The organism is Albimonas sp. (genome assembly GCF_055129145.1).
The window spans coordinates 1-22,530 of sequence record NZ_JBSRTQ010000031.1 but is presented as its reverse complement, the minus strand read 5'-3'; the positions used below and the strand labels follow the sequence as shown (position 1 = coordinate 22,530).

Below are 22,530 nucleotides of genomic sequence, written 5' to 3'. Positions count from 1 at the left end.
AGACCATGAGCGAACCGCTTCTGATCGTCGAGGACCAGCGCACCGCCTTCGCCACCGGCCGTGGCCTGGTGCGCGCGGTGGACGGGGTGAGTTTCACGCTGGAACGCGGCCGGACGCTGGGCGTGGTGGGGGAGAGCGGGTCGGGGAAATCCGTCCTCTCACGCTCCATCATGCGGCTGCTGCCGCCGAATGCGCGATCCTCTGGGTCGGTTCGCCTCGGCGGGCGGGACCTGACCGCGATGTCGGAAACCGCGCTGCGCAAGCTGCGCGGGCCGGAAATCGCCATCGTGTTCCAGGACCCGATGACCTCGCTGAACCCGGTGATGACGATCGGGGCGCAGATCGGGGAGGTGCTGACCCACCATCTCGGCCTGTCGCGCAAGGCGGCGAGGGCCCGGTCGGTGGAACTGCTCGCCTCCGTCGGCCTGCCGCAACCCGACGTGCGGGTCGGCCAGCATCCCCATCAGCTCTCGGGCGGCATGCGCCAGCGCGTCGCCATCGCCATCGCCATCGCCTGCGAGCCGGCGCTGCTGATCGCCGACGAACCCACCACCGCGCTCGACGTCACCGTGCAGGCCGAGATCCTCGACCTGCTCGCCCGCCAGCAGGCGGAGCGGAACATGGCCATGATCCTGATCACCCACGATATGGGCGTGGTCGCCGGGCGCTGCGACGACGTGGCGGTGATGTATGCCGGCCGGATCGTCGAGCAGGCGACGACCGAGGACCTCTTCCGCGACACCCGCATGCCCTATACCGCGGCGCTCCTCGCCTCGATCCCGCGGCTCGACGATCCGCCCCATCGGCGGCTGGAGGCGATCGCGGGCCGTCCGCCCGACCTGATCAATCCGCCCGCCGGCTGCGCCTTCTCCCCCCGCTGCCGCTTCGCGACCGAGCTCTGCCGCGCGCACCCCCCGGCGCTGGAGGAGGCGGGCCGCGGCCACCGCTTCGCCTGCTGGCGCCCCATGGCCCTGGAGGCCGCAGAATGACCGTGCAGGAACGGATCCGCGAAGACGTCGCCCGCCCGGCCCCCGAGGCTTTCCTCGACGTGCGCGACATGGTGGTGGAATATCCGCTGTCGGGCGGCGCCAAGGTCCATGCCGTCTCCGGCGTCTCTTTCCAGGTGGCGAAGGGCGAGACTTTGGGATTGGTCGGGGAAAGCGGCTGCGGAAAATCCTCCGCCGCCCGCGCGGTGCTGCAGCTGCCCCGGCCGACGTCGGGCGCCGTGCGCTTGGGCGAGGACGAACTGACCGGCCTGCGCGGCGCGGCCCTGCAGCATGCCCGGCGCCGGTTCCAGATGATCTTCCAGGACCCCATCGCGTCGCTCAACCCGCGCCGGCGGATCCGGGACATCGTGGCGGCGCCGCTCGAGATCGCCGGCGAAGGCGGCCGCGAAAGCCGCACCGCCCGCGTGGCGGAGATGCTGGACCTCGTCGGCCTCGACGCCGAGCAGTCGATGGACCGCCGCCCGCACGAATTCTCCGGCGGGCAATGCCAGCGCATCTCCATCGCCCGCGCGTTGATCCTGCGGCCCGAGCTGCTGGTCTGCGACGAGCCCGTCTCCGCGCTCGACGTGTCCGTTCAGGCGCAGATCCTCAACCTGCTGGAGGATCTGAAACATCGCTTCGGGCTGACCCTGCTTTTCATCTCCCACGACCTCGCGGTGGTGAAGCATGTCTCGGACCGGGTGGCGGTGATGTATCTGGGCAGGATGTGCGAGACGGCGGACGCGCAGACCATCTATCGCCGCCCCGCGCATCCCTACACCCGCACCCTGCTCAGCGCCGCGCCCGAGCCCGATCCGGGCAAGCGCCCCGTGCCGCTCGACATGGTGGCGGGGGAGCTGCCGAGCCCGGTCGACCCGCCGTCCGGCTGCCGGTTCCGCACCCGCTGCCCGATGGCGCAGGCCCGCTGCGCGGCCGAGGTTCCGCAGATGCGCGCCCTCGCCCCCGGTCACGCCGTCGCCTGCCATTTCCCGCTGCACTGACGCCTAGCCGCCCCCCCTTGCGTGGGGGTTGGCGCTGGATCGGCGGCGGAACGGCCCTAGCTGTTGACCGGGGCGCAGGCCTTTCCGGTCAACAGGAGGCGACATGAAAGACGGCGCAGGCACGACCGAGGACGGCGACAGTTCGCTCGCGAGCGTCGTCGACAGCATCGGCGAGGCCGGGCATGACGGCGAGGTCACGGTCAACGAAGTGCTGGAGGCGTTCGCCGACCGCTCGCTCGGCGTGCTGCTGGCGGCCCTCGGCTTCATCGCGGCCCTGCCCATCGTCGGCGGCATTCCGGGCATCACCATCCTCCTCGGGGCGCTGATCCTGCTGGCGCTGGCGAGCGACGTGATCTCGGGCGCGAACATGCGCCTGCCGGACGTGGTGGGGAAGCGCGCGACCTCCGAGGCCACCATGGGCAAGGCGCTCGAAAAGGCCCGCCCCTGGGCCGAGCGGATCGACCGGCTGCTCAAGCCCCGGCTCACCCAGCTCACCAACGGGACCGCCGCGCGCTACGCTTTCCTGGGCACGACCGCGCTGATGGCGGCCACCTTCTTTCCGCTCGCCGTGGTCCCCTATGGCGTGATGCCCGCGTCGCTGTCGGTGCTGGCGCTCGGCCTCGCGCGCATGACCCGCGACGGCTACGCCGCCGCGCTCGGCTATGTGCTGGCGGTGGCGACGCTGGGGGTGCTCTGGGCCTCGATGGGGCTGATCGGCTCGACGCTGGGATAGGCCGGGGCGACCCGGGTTTCCGGCGGACGACCGGACCTCGGCCCAGAAGCGACCAGCACTTCCCTCAAGGGCGCCCTGCCCCCAACACCACGGAAGCGACATGCGCGACGGCGTCGACCACACGAACCTGCACGACGGGGAGACCTCGCTGGTCGAGGTCGTCGACCGCATCGGCGCGGCCGGGCGCGACGGCCAGGTCACGGTCAACGAGGTGCTGAAGGCGTTCTCCGACCGCTCGACCGGCGTGCTGCTGACCGCGCTCGGCTTCATCGCGGCGCTGCCGGTGATCGGCGACATCCCGGGCATGTCGATGCTGACCGGCGCGCTGATCCTGCTGGCGCTTGGCCAACAGGCTTTGTCGGGGGGGGCGCTGCGCCTGCCGGGCAAGCTCGGCCGCCGCGCGGTGTCGCAAAGCCGGATGAACGCGGCGCTCGACCGCACGCGCCCCTGGGCCGCGAAGGTCGACGGATTTCTCAAACCCCGGCTGACCTGGCTGACCGTCGGGCGCGGGCCCCGGCTGGCGCTGGCCGTCACCTCGGGCGTGCTGGCGCTGACCTTCTTCCCGCTGGCCTTCGTGCCCTTCGGCGTCAACGCCCCGGCGACCGCGGTGCTTGCGCTCGGCCTCGCGCGCATGACCCGCGACGGCTATGCCGCCGCCTTCGGCTACGCGATGGCGGCGGTCACGGTCGTCGTGCTCTGGACCGGCTACGGGCTGATCGCGGCGGCGCTGGCTTAGGCCGAGGCGGTCTCCGTCTGGCCCGCCGGCGCGAACTCGAAGCCGCGCCAGTCGTCCTTCGCCGCCGCCTCGACCTTTCGGCGATAGGCGTCGACGCCGAGATAGGGCATGAACACCCGCGGCTTGCCCGGCACGTTGGCCCCCATGTACCAGGACGCCGCCCGTGGATAGAGGGTCTGCGCCGCGATCTCCCCGCAATGCGCGACCCAGGCGTCCTCCGCCCCCCGGTCCGCCGCCACCACCGCGCCCTGCCGCGCGCGGGCGGCCTCGATCAGGCGGCCGATCAGCTCCACATGATATTCGATGGAGACGATCATGTTCGACAGGACCGAGGGGCTGCCCGGCCCGGTGATGGTGAACATGTTCGGGAACCCGGCCAGCGCGAGGCCGAGATAGGCCCGCGGCCCCTCCGCCCATTTGTCGGCGACCCGCGCCCCGCCCTCGCCCCTGATGTCGATGGCGAGGATCGCGCCGGTCATCGCGTCGAAGCCGGTGGCGTAGACGATGGCGTCGAAGGCCCGTTCCTGGTCGGAGGTGCGCACCCCGCGCGGCGTGATCGCCTCGATGGGCGTGCGGCGCAGGTTGACCAGGGAGACCGTCGGGCGATTGAAGGTCTCGAAATAGCCGGTGTCGACGCAGATCCGCTTGGTGAAGATCGGGTAGTCGGTGGGGCACAGATCCTCGGCCGTGATCGGGTCGTCGACGATGGCCCGCACCCGGTCGCGCACATAATCGGCGACGCGGGCGTTGGCGGCCTCGTTGACCAGCACGTCGGAGAAGGCGGCGCGGAAATTCGGGCCGCCGACGATCCAGCGCCGGTCCATCTCGGCCTGGAAGACGTCTTCGGGGACGCTCAGCGCCTCGCCGATCGGGGGCTCGTAGAGGATGCCGCCCGGCGCATGTTCGCGCGCGAACTTGCGGCGCTCGGAATAATGCGCCTGCCAGTCGGCGAAATCCGCGTCCGCCAGCGGGCGGTTGGAGGCGGGGACGGAATAGTTGGGCGTGCGCTGGAACACCGTGAGCGACGCCGCCTGCCGCGCGATCTCCGGGATCGCCTGGATGCCCGAGGACCCGGTGCCGATCACCGCGACCCGCTTGCCGGTGAAATCCACGCCCTCATGCGGCCAGTCGCCGGTGTGATAGGAAGGGCCTTCGAACGTCTCGATCCCCGGGATCTCCGGCTTTTTGGCGGCCGAGAGGCAGCCGGTCGCCAGGATCAGCCAGGTCGCCTCGACCTCGTCCCCGGCGGAGGTGCGCACCCGCCAGACCGCCCGGCCCTCGTCCCATTCCGCCGCCGCCACTCGGGTTTCGAACCGGATGTCGCGCTTCAGGTCGAAGCGGTCGGCCACGTGATTCGCATAGGCCAGGATCTCGGGCTGGGAGGCGTAGCGCTCGGTCCAGCGCCACTCGGCCTGCAGCTCGGCGTCCCAGGAATAAGAATACTGCATGGATTCGACGTCGCAGCGCGCGCCCGGATAGCGGTTCCAGAACCAGGTGCCGCCGACGCCGGTCCCGGCCTCGAACGCCACCGCGTCGAGGCCCATGCCGCGCAGGCTGTGGAGCATGTGGAGCCCGCCGAACCCGGCGCCGACGACGATGGCGTCGCGCGTTTCGGGCGGGCGCGGGGATGTGGTGGACGGGGTCATGACGTTCCTCCCTGGGTCGACCGGCCGCGGCCGGTCTCGCGTCTGGCGCGCGTGCGGGCCCATGGTGGGCGCAATTCACCGGGCGATCAATGCCGTTCGGCCGCCTTATGTTCATCGCGCGCATAAACCGCTTGGCCGGAGCGCGGAGGCGGGGGCATCATGGGTCGACGTTCGTGTCAGGCCCCCGCCCGCACGGACCCGAGACAAGCGGCGCCGCCCCCCACGCGCGCCCGGCTCCTGGGAGGAACGACCATGCCGCTGGATCCCTTCATCGAGATCGTGCTGGAGCGCACGCGCGCGCTGCCGGCGCTGTCGGACGGCAGCCCCGAGGACGCCCGCGCCCTGATCGCGGCGGGGCGCGAGGGCGTGGGCCTCGGCCCCGACATGGCCGAGACGCGGGACTTCGACCTGCCGACCCGCGCGGGCGCGATCCCGGCCCGCCTGCACATCCCGCATGGCGAGATCGCGGGCCTGCTGGTCTATCTGCATGGCGGCGGCTGGGTGATCGGGAACATCGACGATTTCGACACGCTGGGCCGGGCGCTGGCGGCGCGGTCCGGCTGCGCGGTGCTGCTGCCCGACTACCGCCTCGCGCCCGAGACCCCGTTCCCCGGCCCGCTGGAGGATTGCGAGGACGCGGTGCTCTGGGCCTGCGACGCGGCGGGCGAGGAGTTCGGCGGCGCGCCCGTCGCGGTGGCGGGCGACAGCGCGGGCGCGAACCTCGCCACCGTGGTCGCGCGCCGGCTGCGCGGCCAGACGCCCATCGTCTTCCAGGGGCTGGTCTACCCGGTCGTCGACTGCGACTTCACCCGCCCCTCCTATGCCGAGCATGCCGAGGGTTTTCCCCTGCTCGCCCGCGACATGTGGTGGTTCTTCAACCATTACGCCCCGGACGTGGCGCGCGAGGATGCGGACGTGAGCCCGATCCGCGGCGACCTCGCCGGCCTGCCCCCGGCGCTGCTGATCACCGCCGGCTACGACGTGCTGCTGGACGAGGGGCTGGCCTATGCCGACGCGCTGGAGGCCGCCGGCGTCCCCGTCGCGCGCCGCCATGCGCCGGGGATGATCCACGGCTTCATCCGCCTGCACAACCTCTGCGAGCCCGCCCGGGCCGAGGTCGAGGCGCTGGCCGACGCCGTCCGCGACGCCTGCGAAGCCGCCCGCGCGCCGGCCTGAACGCGAAGGGGCGGAGTCTGACGCTCCGCCCCCATCAGCCCGCCCAGGCGAGGGTCGCCCGCCCGACAGGGCCCTTACTGTTTCGCCTTGTCCTCGGCGTTCTTCGACTTGGCGACGCCGCGCGCCTTTTCCCAGTCCGCGTCGCCCCATTCGCGCAGCTTGTAGGACGAGACGCCGGCCGCGTTGGCCAGGCCGCCGTCCATCACGATGGTCTCGCCGTTGATCCAGGCCGACCCCGGCCCCAGCAGGAAGGCGGCGAGCGCGCCGATGTCGTCCAGCGTCCCGGCCCGGCCCAGCGGGTTGACCGCCGCCGTCTCGGCGCCGGGCTTTTCGCCGGGGCGCAGGCGGGCGAGCATGCCCTCGGTCGGGATCTCTCCCGGCGCGATGGCGTTGAGCCGGATGCCGTGCGGACCCCATTCGGAGGCGAGCGAACGGGTCATGCTCTCGATCGCCGCCTTCCCCATGGTGGAGGGCGTCGAGAACGGCGCCCCGGTCCGCAGCCGGGTCGAGAGGATCGAGATCACCGCCCCCCCCGTCCCCGCCTTGATCCAGCGCCGCCCGACCGCGTGGGTGACGAGGAACGTGCCGCGCATGGTGATGCCGGTGACCGCATCCACGGCGCGGATCGACAGATCCTCGGTCCGCGAGATGAAGTTGGCGCCGGCGTTGTTGATCAGCCCGGTCAGGGGCCCGCCGGCGAAGGCCGCGTCCATCGCCGCCTCCACCGCGTCCGGATCGCGGATGTCGAGCGGCAGGGCCATGGCCTTGCCGCCCGCCTCGGCGATCGCCCCGGCGGCGTCGTCGAGCATGCCCGCCCGACGCCCGCAGAGGATGACCTCGGCGCCGAGCCCCGCCAGCCGGGACGCCATGCCCCGGCCGAGGCCGGAGCCGCCGCCCGTCACCAGGATGCGGGCTCCGTCGAACAGGCCCGCTCGGAAAATCGCGTCGGTCATGAGACCCCTCAGAAGATGGTGTAGCCGCCGTCGATCGTGAAGGTCTGGCCGGTGTGGTAGCTGCTCAGATCCGACAGGAGGTAGGCCGCGAGCCCGCCGAAATCCTCCGGCTGGCCGAAGCGGCGGGCGGGGATGCGCTTGCCGACATTGGTCAGGAACTTGTCGTTGGCCATGGCCTTGGCGGTCATGTCGGTGACGATGTAGCCCGGCAGGATGTTGTTGGCGGTGATGCCGTGGCGCGCGAGCTCGACCGCGATGGCACGCATCATGCCGTTCAGCGCGGCCTTGGAGGCGCCGTAATGCTCGTTGAACGCCGCCCCATCGACCGAGGCGACGGAGGAGGTGGCCACCAGCCGCCCGCCCGGATCGCCGGCCTTGGCGCGCTCGACCATATGGTCGCCCGCCAGCCGGAACGATTTCACGACGCCGTCGAGGTTCACCGCGAACAGGTCATGCCATTCCTGGTCCGAACGCTCCAGAAATCCCTTGCGGCCGCCGGAGCCGGAGACGCCGGAATTGGCGTAAAGCCCGTCCACCCGGCCGAATTTCTTCAGCGTATCGGCCATCGCCTTGTCCTGGGTGGCGGGGTCGAGCACGTCGCAGGGGAAGGCGACCACTTCGCCGCCGCCCAGCGCCATGGCCTCGGCCACCGCCTTCTCGTTCTTCTCCGCATTGCGGCCCCAGATGGCGACGGAGGCGCCAGCCTGCGCCATGCACTTGACCATGCCAAGCCCGATGCCGCCGTTGCCGCCGGTGACGACGGCGACCTTGCCGGTGAGGTCGAAGGGGTTCTTTGCGGTCATGCGTTCTCTCCCTGTTTCTTCCGGGCTTCGGCCCAGTATTCGTCTTTCAGAAGCCGTTTCATCAGCTTGCCCGTCGCGGTGCGCGGCAGGTCATCGCGGAAGTCGATGCTCCGGGGGGTCTTGATATGCGACAGGCGCGCGCGAAGCCAGCCGATCAGTTCGGCCGCCTTATCGTCGGAGGCGGCGGAAGTGTCCGACAACATCACCACGGCCTTCACCGCCTCGCCCATCTCCTCGTCCGGCACGCCGAAGACGGCGCAGTCGGCGACCTCGGGATGGCAGACCAGCAGGTCCTCGGCCTCCTGCGGGTAGATGTTCACCCCGCCGGAGATGATGGTGTAGGCGGCGCGGTCGGTCAGGAACAGGAAGCCGCGCGCATTCAGATACCCCACGTCGCCCAGCGTGCCGCAACCGGGGCGCAGGAACGACTTCTTCGACTTCTCGGGGTCGCCGAAATATTCGAAGTCGATGCCGGTGTCGAAATAGACGTCGCCGATCTCGCCCGCAGGCAGTTCGTTGCCGTCGGGGTCGGCGATTACGATGCGCCCGGTGATGGCGGCGCCGACGGTGCCGGGGTTCTCCAGCCACTGCGCGGCCGTCGCAACGGTGCCGCCATTGGCCTCGGTCCCCGCGTAATATTCCAGCAGCACCGGACCCCACCAGTCGATCATGCGCTGCTTGATTTCGCGCGGGCAAGGGGCGGCGGCGTGGACGGCCATCCGGATGGAGGACACGTCGTATTGCGCGCGGACCTCATCGGGCAGCTTCAGCATGCGCACGAACATGGTGGGCACCAGCTGCGAATGGGTGACGCCCCATGTCTCGACCGCGGCCAGATACGCCTCGGGCTCGAACCTCTCCATGATCACGCAGGTCGCGCCGAGATTGGCCATGGTCAGGCAGAAGCGCAGGGGGGCCGCGTGATAGAGCGGCGCAGGGGACAGATACACGCTGTCGGCGTCGGCCTTCGAGTGATGCTCGATCAGCAGCGACAGCATCGGGTGGATCCAGTCGACCGGATTCGCCTCGAACGCCTTGGTGATGCCCTTGGGCCGGCCGGTGGTGCCCGACGAATAGAGCATGTCGACGCCGGCCACCGCATCGTCCACCGGCTCGGCCGGCTGGGCGGCGGTCAGCTCGTCCCAGCTGACATAGCCCGGCGCCACGTCGCCGACCATCAGGCAGCGCGCGTCGCCGGCCTGGGCCAGGAAATCGGCGCCGCGGTCGCGATAGGCGTCGGACGCGATGAACACCTTGGCCCCGCAGTCGCGGATGATGTAGCCGGCCTCGTCGGGGCCCAGATAGCGGCTGACGGCGGTGTAGATCACGCCCGAGCGATGCGCCGCCCAGAGGATCTCCATGAATTCCAGCCGATTCTCCATCAGGATCGCGATATGGTCGCCGCGCTTCACGCCCAGCGTGCGCAGCGCCTGCGCGCCCCGATTCGACCGGGCGTCGAGCTCGGCATAGGTCAGGCTCTCGCCCGATCCCGCCATGACATAGGCGATCTTGTCCGGCGTCCGGCGCGCATGGAACGAGGGGTGCTTCATCCTCTTCCTCCCTGGTATCGTTGACGGGTCGAGGACAGTCCTCGCCCGGACCGGGTTTGCGACGGGCAATCCGGCCGAAAACGGGGCGCGCCTCTGCGGGCGTCCCTCGTCTCTGATTTAACCAAGCCATTAAATTCGGCGGAGGTCCATGCAAAACCGCGGTTGCTTCAAGGGGCTGCGACGAATAGGTTGAACCCGTCGACCCGAGCGGCCGCCAGGCAGCCTTGGTCGATCCAAAAAGATCGAATGCCATGCATGTTCGGTCGGGAGGAAACGCCTGTCCGCCGGTTCTGAGCCGGTGGCGTGTTCCCGCAGGCGAAGTCGCCGCCACAAACGGCTTCGCCTGCGATCACGCCCCGAGGATGACCGGTATTTTTTTGACAATTCCGCAATGCGGTATTCATCGGTCAATTAACGACTTGAAACCGCCCGCGCCCGGCGGCACTCTCCGCGCCGATCCCGGCGGCCGCCGCCCTGCGCGCGGCCCCGAAGGCGAATTCCCGGAGGGAGCCCCCATGGCCGAAGCCGCCTATATCTTCGACGCGATCCGCACGCCCCGCTCCAAGGGCAAGCCGGACGGCGCGCTGAACGAGGTCAAGCCCATCGACCTCGTCACCACCTTGCTGACCGAGATGCAGAGCCGCCACGACCTCGACACCGCCCGCGTCGACGATGTCATGCTGGGCTGCGTGATGCCGGTTGGCGAACAGGGCTCGGTCCTGCCCAAGATCGCGCTGCAGAAGGCCGGCTGGGACGAGAGCGTTCCGGGCGCCCAGCTGAACCGCTTCTGCGCGTCCGGCCTCGACACCTTCAACACCGCCGCCGCCAAGGTCGCGAGCGGGTGGGAGGATCTGGTCTGCGCCGGCGGTTACGAATCCATGTCCCGCGTCCCCATGGGCACCGATGGCGGGCCGATGTCCCAGGACCCCGCGACCAACATCGCCACCGGCTTCGTCCCCCAGGGCATCGGCGCCGACTTGATCGCGACGATGGAGGGGTGGACCCGCGACGACGTCGACGCCTTCGCGGTCCGCTCCCAGAAATACGCCGCCCACGCGCGGGATGCGGGCTGGTTCGACCGCTCGGTCGTGCCGGTGAAGGACCTGAACGGGTTCACGATACTGGAGCGGGACGACTTCATCCGCCCCGACGCCGACATGCAGTCGCTGGGGGCGCTGAAGGCGTCCTTCGCGGGCATGGGCGGCATGGGCTACGACGCCATCGCGCTTTCAAAGTATCCGCAGGTCGAGCGGATCGACCACGTCCACACCGCCGGAAATTCGTCCGGCATCGTCGACGGGGCGTCGCTGGTCATGGTGGGCAATGCGCGCGTCGGCAAGGATCTGGGCCTGACCCCGCGCGGCCGCGTCGTCTCCATCGCGCTGACCGCCACCGACCCGACCATCATGCTGGTGGGCCCCGGCCCGGCGGCGAAGAAGGCGCTGGCGAAAGCGGGGCTGACCCTCGACGACATCGACCTCGTCGAGATCAACGAGGCCTTCGCCTCCGTCGCGTTGCGCCTTCAGCGCGACCTGAACGTGCCGGACGAGAAACTGAACGTGGTCGGCGGCGCCATCGCCATGGGCCATCCGCTGGGCGCGACGGGGGGTTGTCTGGTGTCGACCATGCTCGACGAGCTGGAGCGCCGGAACCTCAAGCGCGCCCTGATCTGCATGTGCGTGGCCGGCGGCATGGGCATCGCCTCCATCATCGAGAGGGTCTGAGCCATGGGTTTCGACTGGGACAAGGATGCCGATGGCATCGTGACGATCACCATGGATATGGACGGCCAGTCGGCCAACACCATGTCCGAGCAGTATAATATCCTCATGAAGGCGACGGTCGCCCGGCTGGAGGCCGAAGACGGTCTGACCGGCGTGGTCATCGCCTCGGCCAAGAAGACCTTCTTCGCGGGCGGCGACCTCAACGGGCTGCTGGCGCAGGAGGCCGCGGACCTCGCCTATTTCGAGGGGCTGGAAGACAAGAAATCCCTGCTGCGGCGCATCGAAAAGCTGCCGGTTCCGGTCGTCGCCGCCATCAACGGCGCGGCGCTGGGGGGCGGGTATGAGATCTGCCTCGCCTGCAATCGCCGGGTCATCCTCGACAGCCCCGGCGCGATCACCGGCCTGCCCGAGGTGACGCTCGGCCTGCTGCCCGGCGCCGGCGGCGTGGTGCGGCTGACCGCGCTTCTGGGTCTCGAAAAAGCGCTGCCCCTGCTGATGGAGGGCAAGCCGCAGTCGCCCGCCAAGGCCCTCGCGCTCGGCATGGTCGACGAGATGGTGGCGTCGCGGGAAGACCTGGTTCCGGCCGCGAAGGCCTGGATCAAGGCCAATCCCGGGGCCGCGCAGCAGCCCTGGGACCGGAAGGGCTTCCGCCATCCCGGCGGCGACGCCTCCTCCCCCAGGATCCGCCAGATCATCGCCGCCGCCCCCACGATGCTCATCAAGAAGACCCGCGGGCTGATGCCGGCGCCGGAGCGGATCCTGGACATCGCCGTCAACTCGATGCGGATGGGCTTCGACAGCGCGTTGCGCGACGAGAGCCGGCAGTTCTGCTCCCTGATCGGCTCGGCGGAGGCCAAGGCCCAGATCACCACCATGTTCTTCGGAATGCAGGCGATCCGGGGGAACAAGTTCCGCCCGGCGGGCGACGCGTGGAAGGCGAATGTCTCGGTCGTGCTCGGCGCAGGCATGATGGGGGCGGGCATCGCCTGGGCCCATGCCTCGCGCGGGCTGCCCGTGATCCTGAAGGACACCGACATGGCCGGCGCCCGGAAGGGGAAAGCCTATTCCGAGGCGCTGGCGGCGAAACAGGCCGAGCAGGGCCGGATGGACGCGGCCAAGGGCGCCTCGCTGCTCGGTCTCATAAAACCGACCGACGCGGACGATTACGAAGGCGCCGACATCATCATCGAGGCGGTGTTCGAGGACATCGCGCTGAAGGAGAAGGTGATCCCCGCGACCTTCGCCAGGCTGTCCCCGACCGGCATCTACGGCACCAACACCTCGACCCTGCCGATCTCCATCCTGGCCGAATCCTGCCCGGAGCCGGAGCGCTTCATCGGCATCCACTTCTTCTCTCCGGTCGACCGGATGCAGGTGGTGGAGCTGATCCTGGGCGAGCTGACCTCCGAGGACACGCTGCGCAGGGCGTATGACTACGTGAAGCAGATCGGCAAGCTGCCCATCGTGGTCAACGACAGCCGCGGCTTCTTCACCTCCCGCGTGTTCGGAACCTACCTCAACGAGGGTATGGAGCTGATCCGCGACGGCATGCCCCCCGCGATGATCGAGCGGGCGGCCTGGAAGATCGGCATGCCGGTCGGCCCGCTGCAGGTGCAGGACGAAGTCTCCATGGTGCTGTCGGAGCGGGTGCGCGAGACGCATCGGGCCTTGGACAAGCGCCTCGGCGTGACCGATGGCTTCCCGGTGAAGAACGAGGGCTCCGCCGCCATCGCCCCGAAAATGGTGGAGATGGGCCGCGGCGGGCGCCATTACGGCGGCGGCTTCTACGACTACGCGCCGGACGGGACGCGGTCCCTGTGGGAGGGCATCGGCCAGTTCGCCGAGCGCAACCGCCCGGTGACGATGGAGGAGGCGCAGGACCGCATGCTCTACCGCCAGGCCATCGAGACCCTGCGTTGCCTCGACGAAGGCGTGCTCCGCTCCGAACCCGAGGCCAATATCGGCTCGATCATGGCCATCGGCTTCCCGGCCCATACCGGCGGCGCCATCCAGTTCATCCGCGGCGTCGGGCTCGACGCTTTCGCGAAGCGCGCGGCCGAACTGGCGGCGCTTTGCGGGGACCGGTTCGCGGTTTCGCCCGCAGCGCTCGACCGGCTGCGCGAGGGCGCGGCGGCGAAGGCCGCCTGAACCCCGGTGAAAATTCACGCCTCCCGGCCACGCGGCCGGGAGTCCACGCATGTGCGCCGCGCGCGCTTCAACGACAATCGTCCCGGGAGGACGCCGCATGATCACGCGAAGCCTGTATGAACCCGACCACGAGATGTTCCGCGACTCGGTCAAGAAATGGATCGCAGCCGAAGTCACCCCCCACGCCATGCGCTGGCGCGAAGAGGGGATCGTGGACCGCGAGGTGTGGAAATCGGCCGGCGCGCAGGGGTTTCTCTGCATGTATGCCGACGAGAAGCATGGCGGCGTCGAGCTCGACGATTTCCGCTATGACATGGTGCTGATCGAGGAGCTGGGGCCGACCGGCTCCGGCCTCGCGGTGTCGCTGCACAACCGGGTCGTGGGCCCCTACATCCACAAGTTCGGCACGCCGGCGCAGCGCGACAAGTACATGCCCGGCTGCGTGTCGGGCGAGACCATCCTCGCCATCGCCATGACCGAACCCGGCGCGGGGTCGGACGTCGCCGGCATCCAGACCCGGGCCGAGGACAAGGGCGATCACTGGCTGATCAACGGCTCGAAGACCTACATCTCCAACGGTCAGCTCGCCGACCTGGTGATCGTGGCCGCCAAGACCGACCCGACCAAGTCCCACGCGGTCGGCCTCTTCATCGTCGAGCGCGGGACCCCGGGCTTCGAGCGCGGCGCCAATCTCAAGAAGCTCGGCCAGCCGGCGCAGGACACCTCCGAGCTGTTCTTCCAGGACGTGAAGATCCCCAAGGAGAACGTGCTCGGCGCCCCCGAGGGCGGCTTCAAGGTGATGATGAGCAACCTCGCCGAGGAGCGGATCGTGAATTCGGTCGGCAACCTCTCGATGGCCGAGCGCGCCTTCGAGGTGACGCTCGATTTCATCAAGGAGCGGCGGGCGTTCGGGCGCCCCATCGGCACCTTCCAGAACTCGCGCTTCGTGATGGCCGCGCTGCGCGCCAAGCTCGACGCGGCCTGGGCGCTGCTCGACCATTGCGCGCAGGCGCATCTGAAGGGAGAGCTGACCGGAGAGCTCGCCGCCTCGATCAAGCTGATCTCCTCCGAACTGGTCTGCGAAGTCGCCGACAGCGGCCTGCAGCTGCATGGCGGCGCCGGCTACATGGACGAATACGAGATCTCGCGGATCTATCGCGACACCCGCGTCGCCCGGATCTACGCCGGATCGTCTGAAATCATGAAGGAGATCATCGGCCGCGGCCTTGGTCTCGACGACAGGAAGCGCAACTGATGGCCGGACCGCTCGAAGGACTGAAACTGATCGAAATGGCCGGCATCGGGCCCTGCCCGCTCGCCGGCCAGCTGATGGCGGATCTGGGCGCGGAGGTGATCGTCATCGACCGCGCCTCGGGCAAGGACCGGCCGAACGACGTCGCCAATCGCGGCAAGCGCTCGGTCGCGCTGAACCTCAAGACCCCGGGCGGGGTCGAGGCGGCGCTGCGGCTCATCGACGGCGCCGACGCGCTGATCGAGGGGTTCCGCCCCGGCGTGATGGAGCGGATGGGCCTGGGCCCCGAGGTCTGCCACGCCCGCAATCCGGGCCTCGTCTTCGGCCGCATGACCGGCTGGGGGCAGGAAGGGCCGTGGAGCCAGATGGCGGGCCATGACCTCAACTACCTGTCGCTGACCGGCGCGCTCGGCATGATGGGCCGCAAGGACCAGCCGCCGACGCCCCCGCTGAACCTGGTGGCCGACTATGGCGGCGGCACCATGTTCCTGATCTTCGGCGTGCTCTCCGCGCTCTGGGAGCGCAACCGGTCGGGCAAGGGCCAGGTGATCGACAGCGCCATGATCGACGGCGTGTCGGCGATGACCGGGATCTTCCGCAACCTGATGAACGCGGGCGCCTGGGTGGAGAGCCGCGAGAGCAACATGCTCGACGGCGGCGCCTCCTATTACCGCTGCTACGAGACGTCGGACGGCAAATACGTGTCGGTCGGCTGCCTCGAGCCGCAGTTCTTCGCGATCATGGTGGAGAAATGCGGGTTCCCGGAGGAGCATCGCCAGGACCAGACCTCCAAGGCCACCTGGGCCGGGCGGGCCGAAGAATACGCGGCGGTGTTCAAGTCCAAGACCCGCGACCAGTGGATGGCGATCTTCGAGGGGACCGACGCCTGCATCGCGCCGGTGCTGACGCCCTCGGAGGCCGAGGTTCATCCGCATAACCTCGCCCGCGGCGCCTATCTCGACATCGCCGGCAAGGCCCAGCCGGCTCCCGCGCCGCGCTTCGACCGCACGCCCTGGGCCGCGCCCCGTCCCGCCACCCCGATGGGGGCCGACACCGACGCGGCTTTGGCCGAGGCCGGGCTTTCGACGGACGAGATCGCGTCCCTGCGCGCGGCCGGCGCCCTGAACTGACGCGACCCGCACGAAACGGGCCGGGCGCGTCGCGCCCGGCCCGATGCGTTCGCCCCCGCGACGGGGGCGCGCGACCGCTCAGAACGCCTTGTAGCGGAACCCGAACGCATCGCCCTCGGCCGTCACCCAGCCGACGGTGGGCGGCGGGAAATGGGCGGGCAGGACGAGGCGGCCGCTCTCGGCGAGGCTCTCGAAGAGGGCGCGGCGGGTCCGCGCCGCCTGCGTGGGGTCGTCGTCCGAAAAGAAGCGCCAGTCGGGGAACCGGCATTGCAGGGGCGAGTGGAAGGCGTCGCCGGTCAGCATCGCCTCTTCGCCGTTGGAGCGCAGGCGCACCGCGACATGGCCCGGCGTGTGGCCCGGCGTCGGCTCCAGCCAGATCTCGTCGTCCAGCGCGAAATCCGTGGCGACCAGCTGCGCCTGTCCCGCCTCGATCACCGGCGACACGCTCTCGGCCCAGGTGGCGGGGCGCGCGGCCTGGATGAAGCCCTCGTCGACCGAGGTCATCAGGTAGGTAGCGTTCGGAAAGGTCGGAACCCAGCGGCCATCCAGAAGCTGCGTGTTCCACCCCACGTGATCGCCGTGGAGATGAGTGCAGAGCACATAGTCCACGCTTTCGGGCGCCACCCCCGCCGCCGCCATGCGCGCAAGCCAGGAGCGGTTGGTGCGCATGTGCCATCCGGGGACGGTCGGATAGGTCTTGTCGCAGCCCACGCAGGTGTCGACCACGATGGTGCGTCTGGCGGTGCGCAGCACATAGGTCTGGATGGCGAGCATCACCATGCCGGTCTCGGGGTCGATCAGACCGGGGGGGAGCGCGTCGCCCAGCTCGGCCAGCGTCTCGCGCACCTCCGCCACATCCTCGGGCCAGGTGTCCTCGGGCAGCCGGAACGGCGCGAGGATCTCGATCACGCGGATCACCTCGACATTCCCCACGCGGAACACCGGCGGCAGCAGCGGGTCGGCGGTCATCGGATGCGCTCCCATCAGGGGGGGAGGAGACGGCGCGGACGCCGCCCCCGGTCGCGTGGCCGCCTCAGGCGCCGATGAAGTTGGGGATCTCGCGCGCGGTGGTGGCGCGCACGCCTTCCTTGAAGTCGGCGGTCTTGCGCAGGCGCACCTGCTCGGCGAGCTCATGGTCGGTGGCGGCCTTCACCGCCTCGGCCAGGCCCTGGCGCAGCGTGGCGCGGGTGGACACGGTGCCCAGCGGCGAGTTGATGGCGATCTCGCGCGCCAGATCCCAGGCGGCCTGACGGACCTCCCCGGCCGGGGCCAGCACGTCGGCCAGACCCATCTCCTTCGCCTCTTCGCCGGTGAAGCGGCGCGAGGTCATGAAGATCAGCTTGGCGTTCTGCAGGCCCACGATCAGCGGCAGCGTGTGGGTCAGCCCGAAGCCCGGATGAAACCCCAGCCGGGTGAAGTTGGCCGCGAAGCGCGCCTCGGGCGAGGCGACGCGGAAGTCGGCGGAAATCGCCAGACCGAGCCCCCCGCCGATCGCCGCGCCATGGACGCAGGCCACCACCGGCTTCTTGCAGTGGAAGATGCGCGTCGCCTCGACATAGAGGTGCTGCACGCCCTCGTCGTCGACCTTGGATTTCTCGGCGTTGTCGTCCTGAAGCTGCGCATCCGAGCGGGACGAGAAATCGGCCCCCGCGCAGAACGCCTTGCCGTCGGCGCAGAGCATGATCGAACGCACGTCGTCGCGCTCATCCAGCGCTTCGTAGACGTCGGCGATCTCGCGGATCAGCTCGAAGTCGAAGAAGTTCAGCGGCGGGCGGCGGATTTCGACGGTGGCGACGTAGTCCTTGATGTCGACGCCGAGCTCCGAGGCGGAAAAGTCCTTGGCCATGGTGGTTCCTCCCATTTGGGTTTGTCGTCAGCCGGCCCGGCGCAGGACGAGCGCATCGAGGACCGAAACCCCCTGCCCCATCTCATGCGCCATGACCGGATTGAGATCGATCTCTTCTATGCGCGCGGCATTGTCGGACACAAAGCGGCAAAGCGCCAGCATCAGCGCGACGAGCGCGGGCACGTCGGCCTTGGCCTGACCGCGCGCGCCATCAAGCAGCGGCCAGGTCTTGAGGGTTTGCAACAGCCGCAGCGCGCCGGCCTCGTCGTCGAGCAAGGGGGAGAGCGCGACGTCGTCCAGCACCTCGGCATAGATCCCGCCGGCGCCGACCAGCAGCATCGGGCCGAAAAGCGGATCGCGCGAAATCCCCATCAGCATCTGCACGCCGGCGGGGGCCATCGGTTCGACCAGCACGCCCTCGATTTTCGCGTTCGGCGCGTGGGTTCTGACGCGGGCGAGGAGGGCCGCGTATTCGGCCTCGGCGGCGTCGGGCGAAACGCCCAGCGACACGCCCCCGGCCTCGGTCTTGTGGGGAATGTCGGGGGACTGGATTTTCAGCGCCGCCGGCCGGCCCAGCGCTACGGCGAGCTCCGCCGCCTGAGCGCCGGAGGTCGCCAGCCCGCCGGGCGCCCCGCCGACGCCCGCCCCGTGCAGCCAGGCCTTGGCGTCGCGCTCGGTCATCGTCTCGATCTCGCCGGCGCCCGCCGCATCGGCGACCAGAGGCGGGCGGAACCGGGCCTTGGCTTCGGCGAAGGCGCACATCGCGGCCATGGCGCGGGTGGAATGGCGCAGGTTGGTCGAAAGCGCATAGCCGGATTTGGCGAAGAGCGCGTAGACCTCGCGCGAGGGCCGCGTGTAGCTCCAGAAACAGATCGGCTTTTCGAGGCTGAGGCCGACCTTCGGGAAATTCTCGCCCTCCTTGAGAAACCCCGCCGCCTGGATGGCGGTGGTGACGCCGACGATGCCATGGACGCGGTCGGACAGGGCGGTGAGGCGGGTGAGCTCGGAATAGCCGATCAGTCCGATGGCCTGCGCGGTGCCGTCGACGGGGTTGATGGAAGATCCGTAGGGCGGCAGGAATGCGTCGATGCGGGCGCGCGCCTCGGGTTCCAGTTCCGGCACCTCCAGCCCCGCCGCCGCGCAACCGTCGGCGGTCCAGCCCCCGGCGCCGCCGGAAGATGTCGGGATGCCCACGCCGCGGCCTTTCGGCAGGCGGTGGCGGTTGATCATGAAGGCGGCGGCGATGTCGATCAGCTCTTCATGGCTTTCGACCAGGGTCACGCCATAGGCGTCGAACATCGCCTTGTTGGCCCGCCACGAGCCCGCCAGCGCGCCGGTATGCGAAGCGGCGGAGCGCTCGGCCGCCGCCGACATCCCGACCTTGGCGACGACCAGCGGCTTGCCCTCGCGCAGCGCCCGTTCGGCCACCTGCCGGAAGCGGGCGGCGTCGCGGATCCCCTCCAGGAACATGACGAAGACCTGGGTGCCGCCCTCGTCCAGCAGATGGTCCACCACGTCGAAAGCCGAGACCCCGGCCTCGTTTCCCGTCGTCACCACGAAGCGGTACGGCAGCTCCTTCAGCCGCCCGGTGTCGTAGAGCGAAAAGCCCAGCGCGCCGGACTGGGCGACGACCGAGATCCGCCCCCCGTCCGTGCACCAGTCCGGGATCAGGCTGTCGGTGGCGAGCCGGACCGCGGGGGAGAAGGTGCAGCAGAGCGAGCGGGCGAAATTGGCATAGCCCTGCGCATTCGGCCCCAGCACGGCGAGCCCATAGCGCCCGATGATCTCCGTCAGCCGGGCCTGAAGGGCGGCGCCTTCCTCCCCCTGCTCCTCGGCGAAGCCGGAGGTGATGATGATCGCCGCCTTCGCGCCCGCCCTGGCGCAGGTCTCCAGCATGTCCGGCACCGCCTTGGCGGGGATCACGATGATGACGAGTTCGGGAACCTCGCCGATGGCCTCCACGGTCGGATAAGCCTTCAGCCCCTGCACGTCGTCCAGCCGCGGATGCACCGGCCAGACCGGCACGTCGACGCCATGCTTGAGCAGGCTCTGCAGGGTCATGCCCGGGATCTTGGTCAGGTCGTTCGACGCGCCGATCACCGCGATGGATCTGGGGTCGAACAGCGCCCGGAGGTCGGGCTTGGGCGCGGGGGTCATCTGGTTCATCTCATCCGGGGGGTTGTGCAGGCGAGACGCCCGGGGCCAGGCCCCGGGCGGAAGTGTCAGCGCAGGCCGAGGCCGCGGGCGATGATGCCGCGCAGGATCTCGGTGGTGCCGCCCTGGATGGTCAGCTTGGGGGCGACGAGGGTGGCGTAGTCGAGCACATCCTCGAAGCTCGGGGCGTTGGCGCCCAGCGGGGCGGCGCCGTCATGGAAAGCGGCGATGTCGCGCGCCTTCCCGGGCAGCGCCTGCTCCCACACCGTGCCGAGGTCCTTGACGATGGACGCCTCCAGCACCGGCTCGCGCCCCTGCTCCAGCATCCCCGCGACCGAGACCGACATCCGCCGCATGATATGCAGCTGCGCCACCAGCCGGCCGAGGCTTTCGGCGGCGCGCGGCTCCGGGCTCTCGCCGATCACCTTCATCAGCGCGGTCAGCACGAAATAGGTGTCGAGGAACCGCTCCGGCCCCGACCGCTCATAGGCGAGCTCGGCCGTCGCCTGCTTCCACGCCCCGTCGACCTCGCCCAGCACGGCGTTGTCGGGCAGGACCATGTCGGTGAAGTGGACCTCGTTGAACTCGCGCCCGCCGGCCATGTTCTCGATGGGGCTGGTCTTGATGCCGGGGGTCTTCATGTCGACGAGGAACTGGGTCAGGCCGTGGCGACGGTTCTCCTTGATGGGCGGAGAGGTGCGGAAGAGGCCGATCATGTAATCGGCGTTCTGCGCGTTGGAGGTCCAGATCTTGGTCCCGTTGACCTTCCAGCCGCCGGGAACCTTCTCAGCCTTGGTCTGCGCGGCGAAGAGGTCGGAGCCGGAGCCGGGCTCGGACATCCCGATGCAGAAGCAGGCCTCGCCGGCGATGATCTTGGGCAGGACCTCGGCTTTCACCTCCTCCGCGGCGTAGCGGATGATGACCGGGCCCGACTGGCGGTCGGCGACGAAATGGCAGCCGACGGGGGCGCCGGCGGCGGTGAATTCCTCGGACACCACGTAGCGGTCGAGGAAGCTGCGCTCCTGCCCGCCGTATTTCTTGGGCCAGGTGAGCCCGATCCAGCCCTTGGCGGCGACTCGGCGGGAAAAGCCCCGGTCGAAGCCGCGGGCCTTGTAGGAGCGCGCGGGGTCGAAGGTCCCGGCGGCGGCCTCCTCGCGCAGGAATGCGCGGACCTCTTCGCGCAACTCGCGGGTGCGGGGGGGGAGGCGTTCGGGGTCGAAACGGATGGCGGTCTGCATGATGCGATCCTCCCTCAGCGACGGGTCAGCGCGGGCCAGAGCGCATCGGCCCCCCGCGCGGCCATGGCGGTCCCGAGCGCCAACGCCCAGCGCGCCTCGCCCCCGAAATCGTCGCGCCACCCGAAGAGCGTCCGGGTGAAGCGCTGCAGCACGTATTCGTTGGTGAAGCCGATGGCCCCATGCGCCTGATGGGCGATGGCGGCGCCTTCGCTCGCGGCCTCGCCCGCGCGGATCTTGGCGGCGGCGCATTCGAGGAACAGGTCCTCGGGCGTGATGTCCGCGTCCCCCGCCTCGTACTTCTCCACCGTGTCGGCGGAGGTCGAGGCGGCGGTCAGGGCGGCCGCGACTTCGCCGGCCAGCCTCGCGAGATTCTGCTGCACGGCCTGGAACTTGCCGATGGGTTTGCCGAAGGCCACCCGTTCCTGCACGTAGCGGGTGCAGAGGTCGAGCGCGGTTTCCAGCGCGCCCGCCATCTGCTGCACCCGGATCACCGCGCCGAGGCGCTGGAAATCGGCCGGGCCGAAGTTTTCGGGCGCGGGCGCCAGCGCGGCGGGGGTCACGCCATCGAAGGTCAGGTCGGCGCGCTCGGCCCCGAGATTCGCGGCCCGGTCGGCGGCGGAGGCGTCGCCCAGGCTCAGCAGCGCCACATGGGCCGCGCCGTCCTCGTCCGTCACCATCGCCACCATGTGCCGCGCATCGCGGGCGAAGGGCACGGCCCGGGCGCGGCCGGAGACGCGGCCATCGGCCAGGGTCAGCGCGTCGCCGTCGCGGATCGGGCCGACGGTCATCGCGCCCTCGGGAAGCCGGATCCCGGCGCGGGCGAGGGCGAGGCCGGCCAGCAACGTCTCGGCGATGGGGGCGGGGGCGGCGTACTGGCCGGAGATGCGCAGAATGTCGAAACCGTCCGACATCTCGGCCCCGGCGCCGCCGACCTCTTCCGGCGCCCAGGCGAGGGTCAGCCCGGCCGCCTCAAGCGCCGACCAGAGCCCGGCCTTCCAGGCGTCGGTCTTGGCGGAGGTCAGGGTCTGCGGGTCGGCCAGATCGGCGAAGATCCGGCGGGTGGTTTCCACAACGATGCTGTCGTCGGACATGGTGTTGTCGGACACGGGGCTACGGTCTCCTCCCGGGGCGCGCGGTCCCGCCTTGGCGGCGGTTGTCAGGCGACCTTACGGAGGGGCGGAGGCCCGCGCCAGATCACGGGCGGGGGCGGGCGCGAAAATCGCAGATGCGATGGCGCGGGGAGACCGGGGCCAAAAGCGCCGCGCCTCGGGCGCGCCGGGGGAGAGCCCGGGCCCGCGGCGCGCCCTGCGGGAGGCGCTTTTGGCCGGCGGCCGCCTGGCCCGAGGGTCGGGATGGGGCGGAGGGGTCGCCCCCGCCCCGCCGCCCCCGCCCCGTCCCCTCAGTCGTCCATCGCCCGCGCCGCGTCCCCGCGCAGGGTCCGCAGCCGGCCGACC

General features: G+C 70.1%; 18 protein-coding genes. 9 read left to right on the top strand and 9 right to left on the bottom strand.

Features of this window, described 5'->3' with window-relative positions; translation table 11 throughout:
* Positions 1-5: 5 nt before the first annotated feature.
* The 4 genes from ACTB72_RS07445 to ACTB72_RS07430 all read left to right on the top strand — a co-directional run bounded on the left by ACTB72_RS07445 (position 6) and on the right by ACTB72_RS07430 (position 3,456).
* On the top strand, positions 6-989 hold the full coding sequence (locus tag ACTB72_RS07445; RefSeq protein ID WP_463036349.1) for an ABC transporter ATP-binding protein: 984 nt from the start codon (positions 6-8) through the stop codon (positions 987-989).
* Positions 986-1,987, top strand: a complete 1,002-nt coding sequence (locus ACTB72_RS07440) for an ABC transporter ATP-binding protein (RefSeq protein WP_463036348.1) — start codon at positions 986-988, stop codon at positions 1,985-1,987. The genes ACTB72_RS07445 and ACTB72_RS07440 overlap by 4 nt, the downstream gene beginning before the upstream one ends.
* A 103-nt stretch (positions 1,988-2,090) precedes the next feature.
* Positions 2,091-2,720 carry an exopolysaccharide biosynthesis protein gene (locus ACTB72_RS07435; RefSeq protein ID WP_463036347.1) on the top strand — a complete coding sequence of 210 codons (630 nt, stop codon included), beginning with the start codon at positions 2,091-2,093 and terminating at the stop codon, positions 2,718-2,720.
* 100 nt (positions 2,721-2,820) lie between these two features.
* On the top strand, positions 2,821-3,456 hold the full coding sequence (locus ACTB72_RS07430; RefSeq protein WP_463036346.1) for an exopolysaccharide biosynthesis protein: 636 nt from the start codon (positions 2,821-2,823) through the stop codon (positions 3,454-3,456).
* Here the strand turns inward: ACTB72_RS07430 and ACTB72_RS07425 are convergent.
* On the bottom strand, positions 3,453-5,102 hold the full coding sequence (locus ACTB72_RS07425) for a flavin-containing monooxygenase (RefSeq protein WP_463036345.1): 1,650 nt from the start codon (positions 5,100-5,102) through the stop codon (positions 3,453-3,455). The genes ACTB72_RS07430 and ACTB72_RS07425 overlap by 4 nt on opposite strands.
* A gap of 252 nt (positions 5,103-5,354) precedes the next feature.
* On the opposite strand from ACTB72_RS07425, the gene ACTB72_RS07420 reads away from it, so the two are divergent.
* Positions 5,355-6,278 (top strand): alpha/beta hydrolase, encoded by a 924-nt coding sequence (locus tag ACTB72_RS07420; protein WP_463036344.1) that lies wholly within the window; start codon positions 5,355-5,357, stop codon positions 6,276-6,278.
* A gap of 74 nt (positions 6,279-6,352) precedes the next feature.
* Here the strand turns inward: ACTB72_RS07420 and ACTB72_RS07415 are convergent, their stop codons facing one another.
* From ACTB72_RS07415 to ACTB72_RS07405, 3 genes are read right to left on the bottom strand one after another with little or no spacing between them, the layout of a single operon-like run.
* Complete coding sequence (locus tag ACTB72_RS07415) at positions 6,353-7,231, bottom strand: SDR family oxidoreductase (protein WP_463036343.1); 879 nt, start codon at positions 7,229-7,231, stop codon at positions 6,353-6,355.
* 8 nt (positions 7,232-7,239) lie between these two features.
* Entirely contained in the window at positions 7,240-8,034 is a 795-nt protein-coding gene (locus ACTB72_RS07410) for an SDR family NAD(P)-dependent oxidoreductase (RefSeq protein WP_463036342.1), read from the bottom strand.
* Entirely contained in the window at positions 8,031-9,584 is a 1,554-nt protein-coding gene (locus tag ACTB72_RS07405) for an acyl-CoA synthetase (protein WP_463036341.1), read from the bottom strand. The genes ACTB72_RS07410 and ACTB72_RS07405 overlap by 4 nt, the downstream gene beginning before the upstream one ends.
* Before the next feature lie 515 nt (positions 9,585-10,099).
* Between ACTB72_RS07405 and ACTB72_RS07400 the strand changes: the two genes are divergently transcribed.
* The 4 genes from ACTB72_RS07400 (at position 10,100) to ACTB72_RS07385 (ending at position 15,838) form a co-directional block, all read left to right on the top strand.
* Positions 10,100-11,308, top strand: a complete 1,209-nt coding sequence (locus ACTB72_RS07400; protein ID WP_463036340.1) for an acetyl-CoA C-acetyltransferase — start codon at positions 10,100-10,102, stop codon at positions 11,306-11,308.
* A gap of 3 nt (positions 11,309-11,311) precedes the next feature.
* Positions 11,312-13,456 carry a 3-hydroxyacyl-CoA dehydrogenase NAD-binding domain-containing protein gene (locus ACTB72_RS07395; protein WP_463036339.1) on the top strand — a complete coding sequence of 715 codons (2,145 nt, stop codon included), beginning with the start codon at positions 11,312-11,314 and terminating at the stop codon, positions 13,454-13,456.
* A 97-nt stretch (positions 13,457-13,553) separates the two neighbouring features.
* Positions 13,554-14,711, top strand: a complete 1,158-nt coding sequence (locus ACTB72_RS07390) for an acyl-CoA dehydrogenase family protein (protein ID WP_463036338.1) — start codon at positions 13,554-13,556, stop codon at positions 14,709-14,711.
* On the top strand, positions 14,711-15,838 hold the full coding sequence (locus ACTB72_RS07385) for a CaiB/BaiF CoA transferase family protein (protein ID WP_463036337.1): 1,128 nt from the start codon (positions 14,711-14,713) through the stop codon (positions 15,836-15,838). The genes ACTB72_RS07390 and ACTB72_RS07385 overlap by 1 nt, the downstream gene beginning before the upstream one ends.
* A gap of 78 nt (positions 15,839-15,916) precedes the next feature.
* Here the strand turns inward: ACTB72_RS07385 and ACTB72_RS07380 are convergent, their stop codons facing one another.
* The 5 genes from ACTB72_RS07380 to ACTB72_RS07360 all read right to left on the bottom strand — a co-directional run bounded on the left by ACTB72_RS07380 (position 15,917) and on the right by ACTB72_RS07360 (position 22,182).
* Positions 15,917-16,807 carry an MBL fold metallo-hydrolase gene (locus ACTB72_RS07380; protein WP_463036336.1) on the bottom strand — a complete coding sequence of 297 codons (891 nt, stop codon included), beginning with the start codon at positions 16,805-16,807 and terminating at the stop codon, positions 15,917-15,919.
* A gap of 64 nt (positions 16,808-16,871) precedes the next feature.
* Positions 16,872-17,684 (bottom strand): enoyl-CoA hydratase/isomerase family protein, encoded by an 813-nt coding sequence (locus ACTB72_RS07375; RefSeq protein WP_463036335.1) that lies wholly within the window; start codon positions 17,682-17,684, stop codon positions 16,872-16,874.
* A 27-nt stretch (positions 17,685-17,711) separates the two neighbouring features.
* The gene (locus ACTB72_RS07370) at positions 17,712-19,850 is read right to left on the bottom strand and encodes an acetate--CoA ligase family protein (protein ID WP_463036334.1); all 2,139 of its coding nucleotides are present in this window, start codon (positions 19,848-19,850) and stop codon (positions 17,712-17,714) included.
* Positions 19,851-19,906: 56 nt separating this feature from the next.
* Positions 19,907-21,076, bottom strand: coding sequence for an acyl-CoA dehydrogenase family protein (locus ACTB72_RS07365; protein WP_463036333.1), 1,170 nt, complete (start codon positions 21,074-21,076; stop codon positions 19,907-19,909).
* A 14-nt stretch (positions 21,077-21,090) separates the two neighbouring features.
* A complete protein-coding gene (locus ACTB72_RS07360; RefSeq protein WP_463036332.1) occupies positions 21,091-22,182 on the bottom strand; it encodes an acyl-CoA dehydrogenase family protein in 1,092 nt (363 codons plus the stop codon).
* Positions 22,183-22,530: the final 348 nt, after the last annotated feature.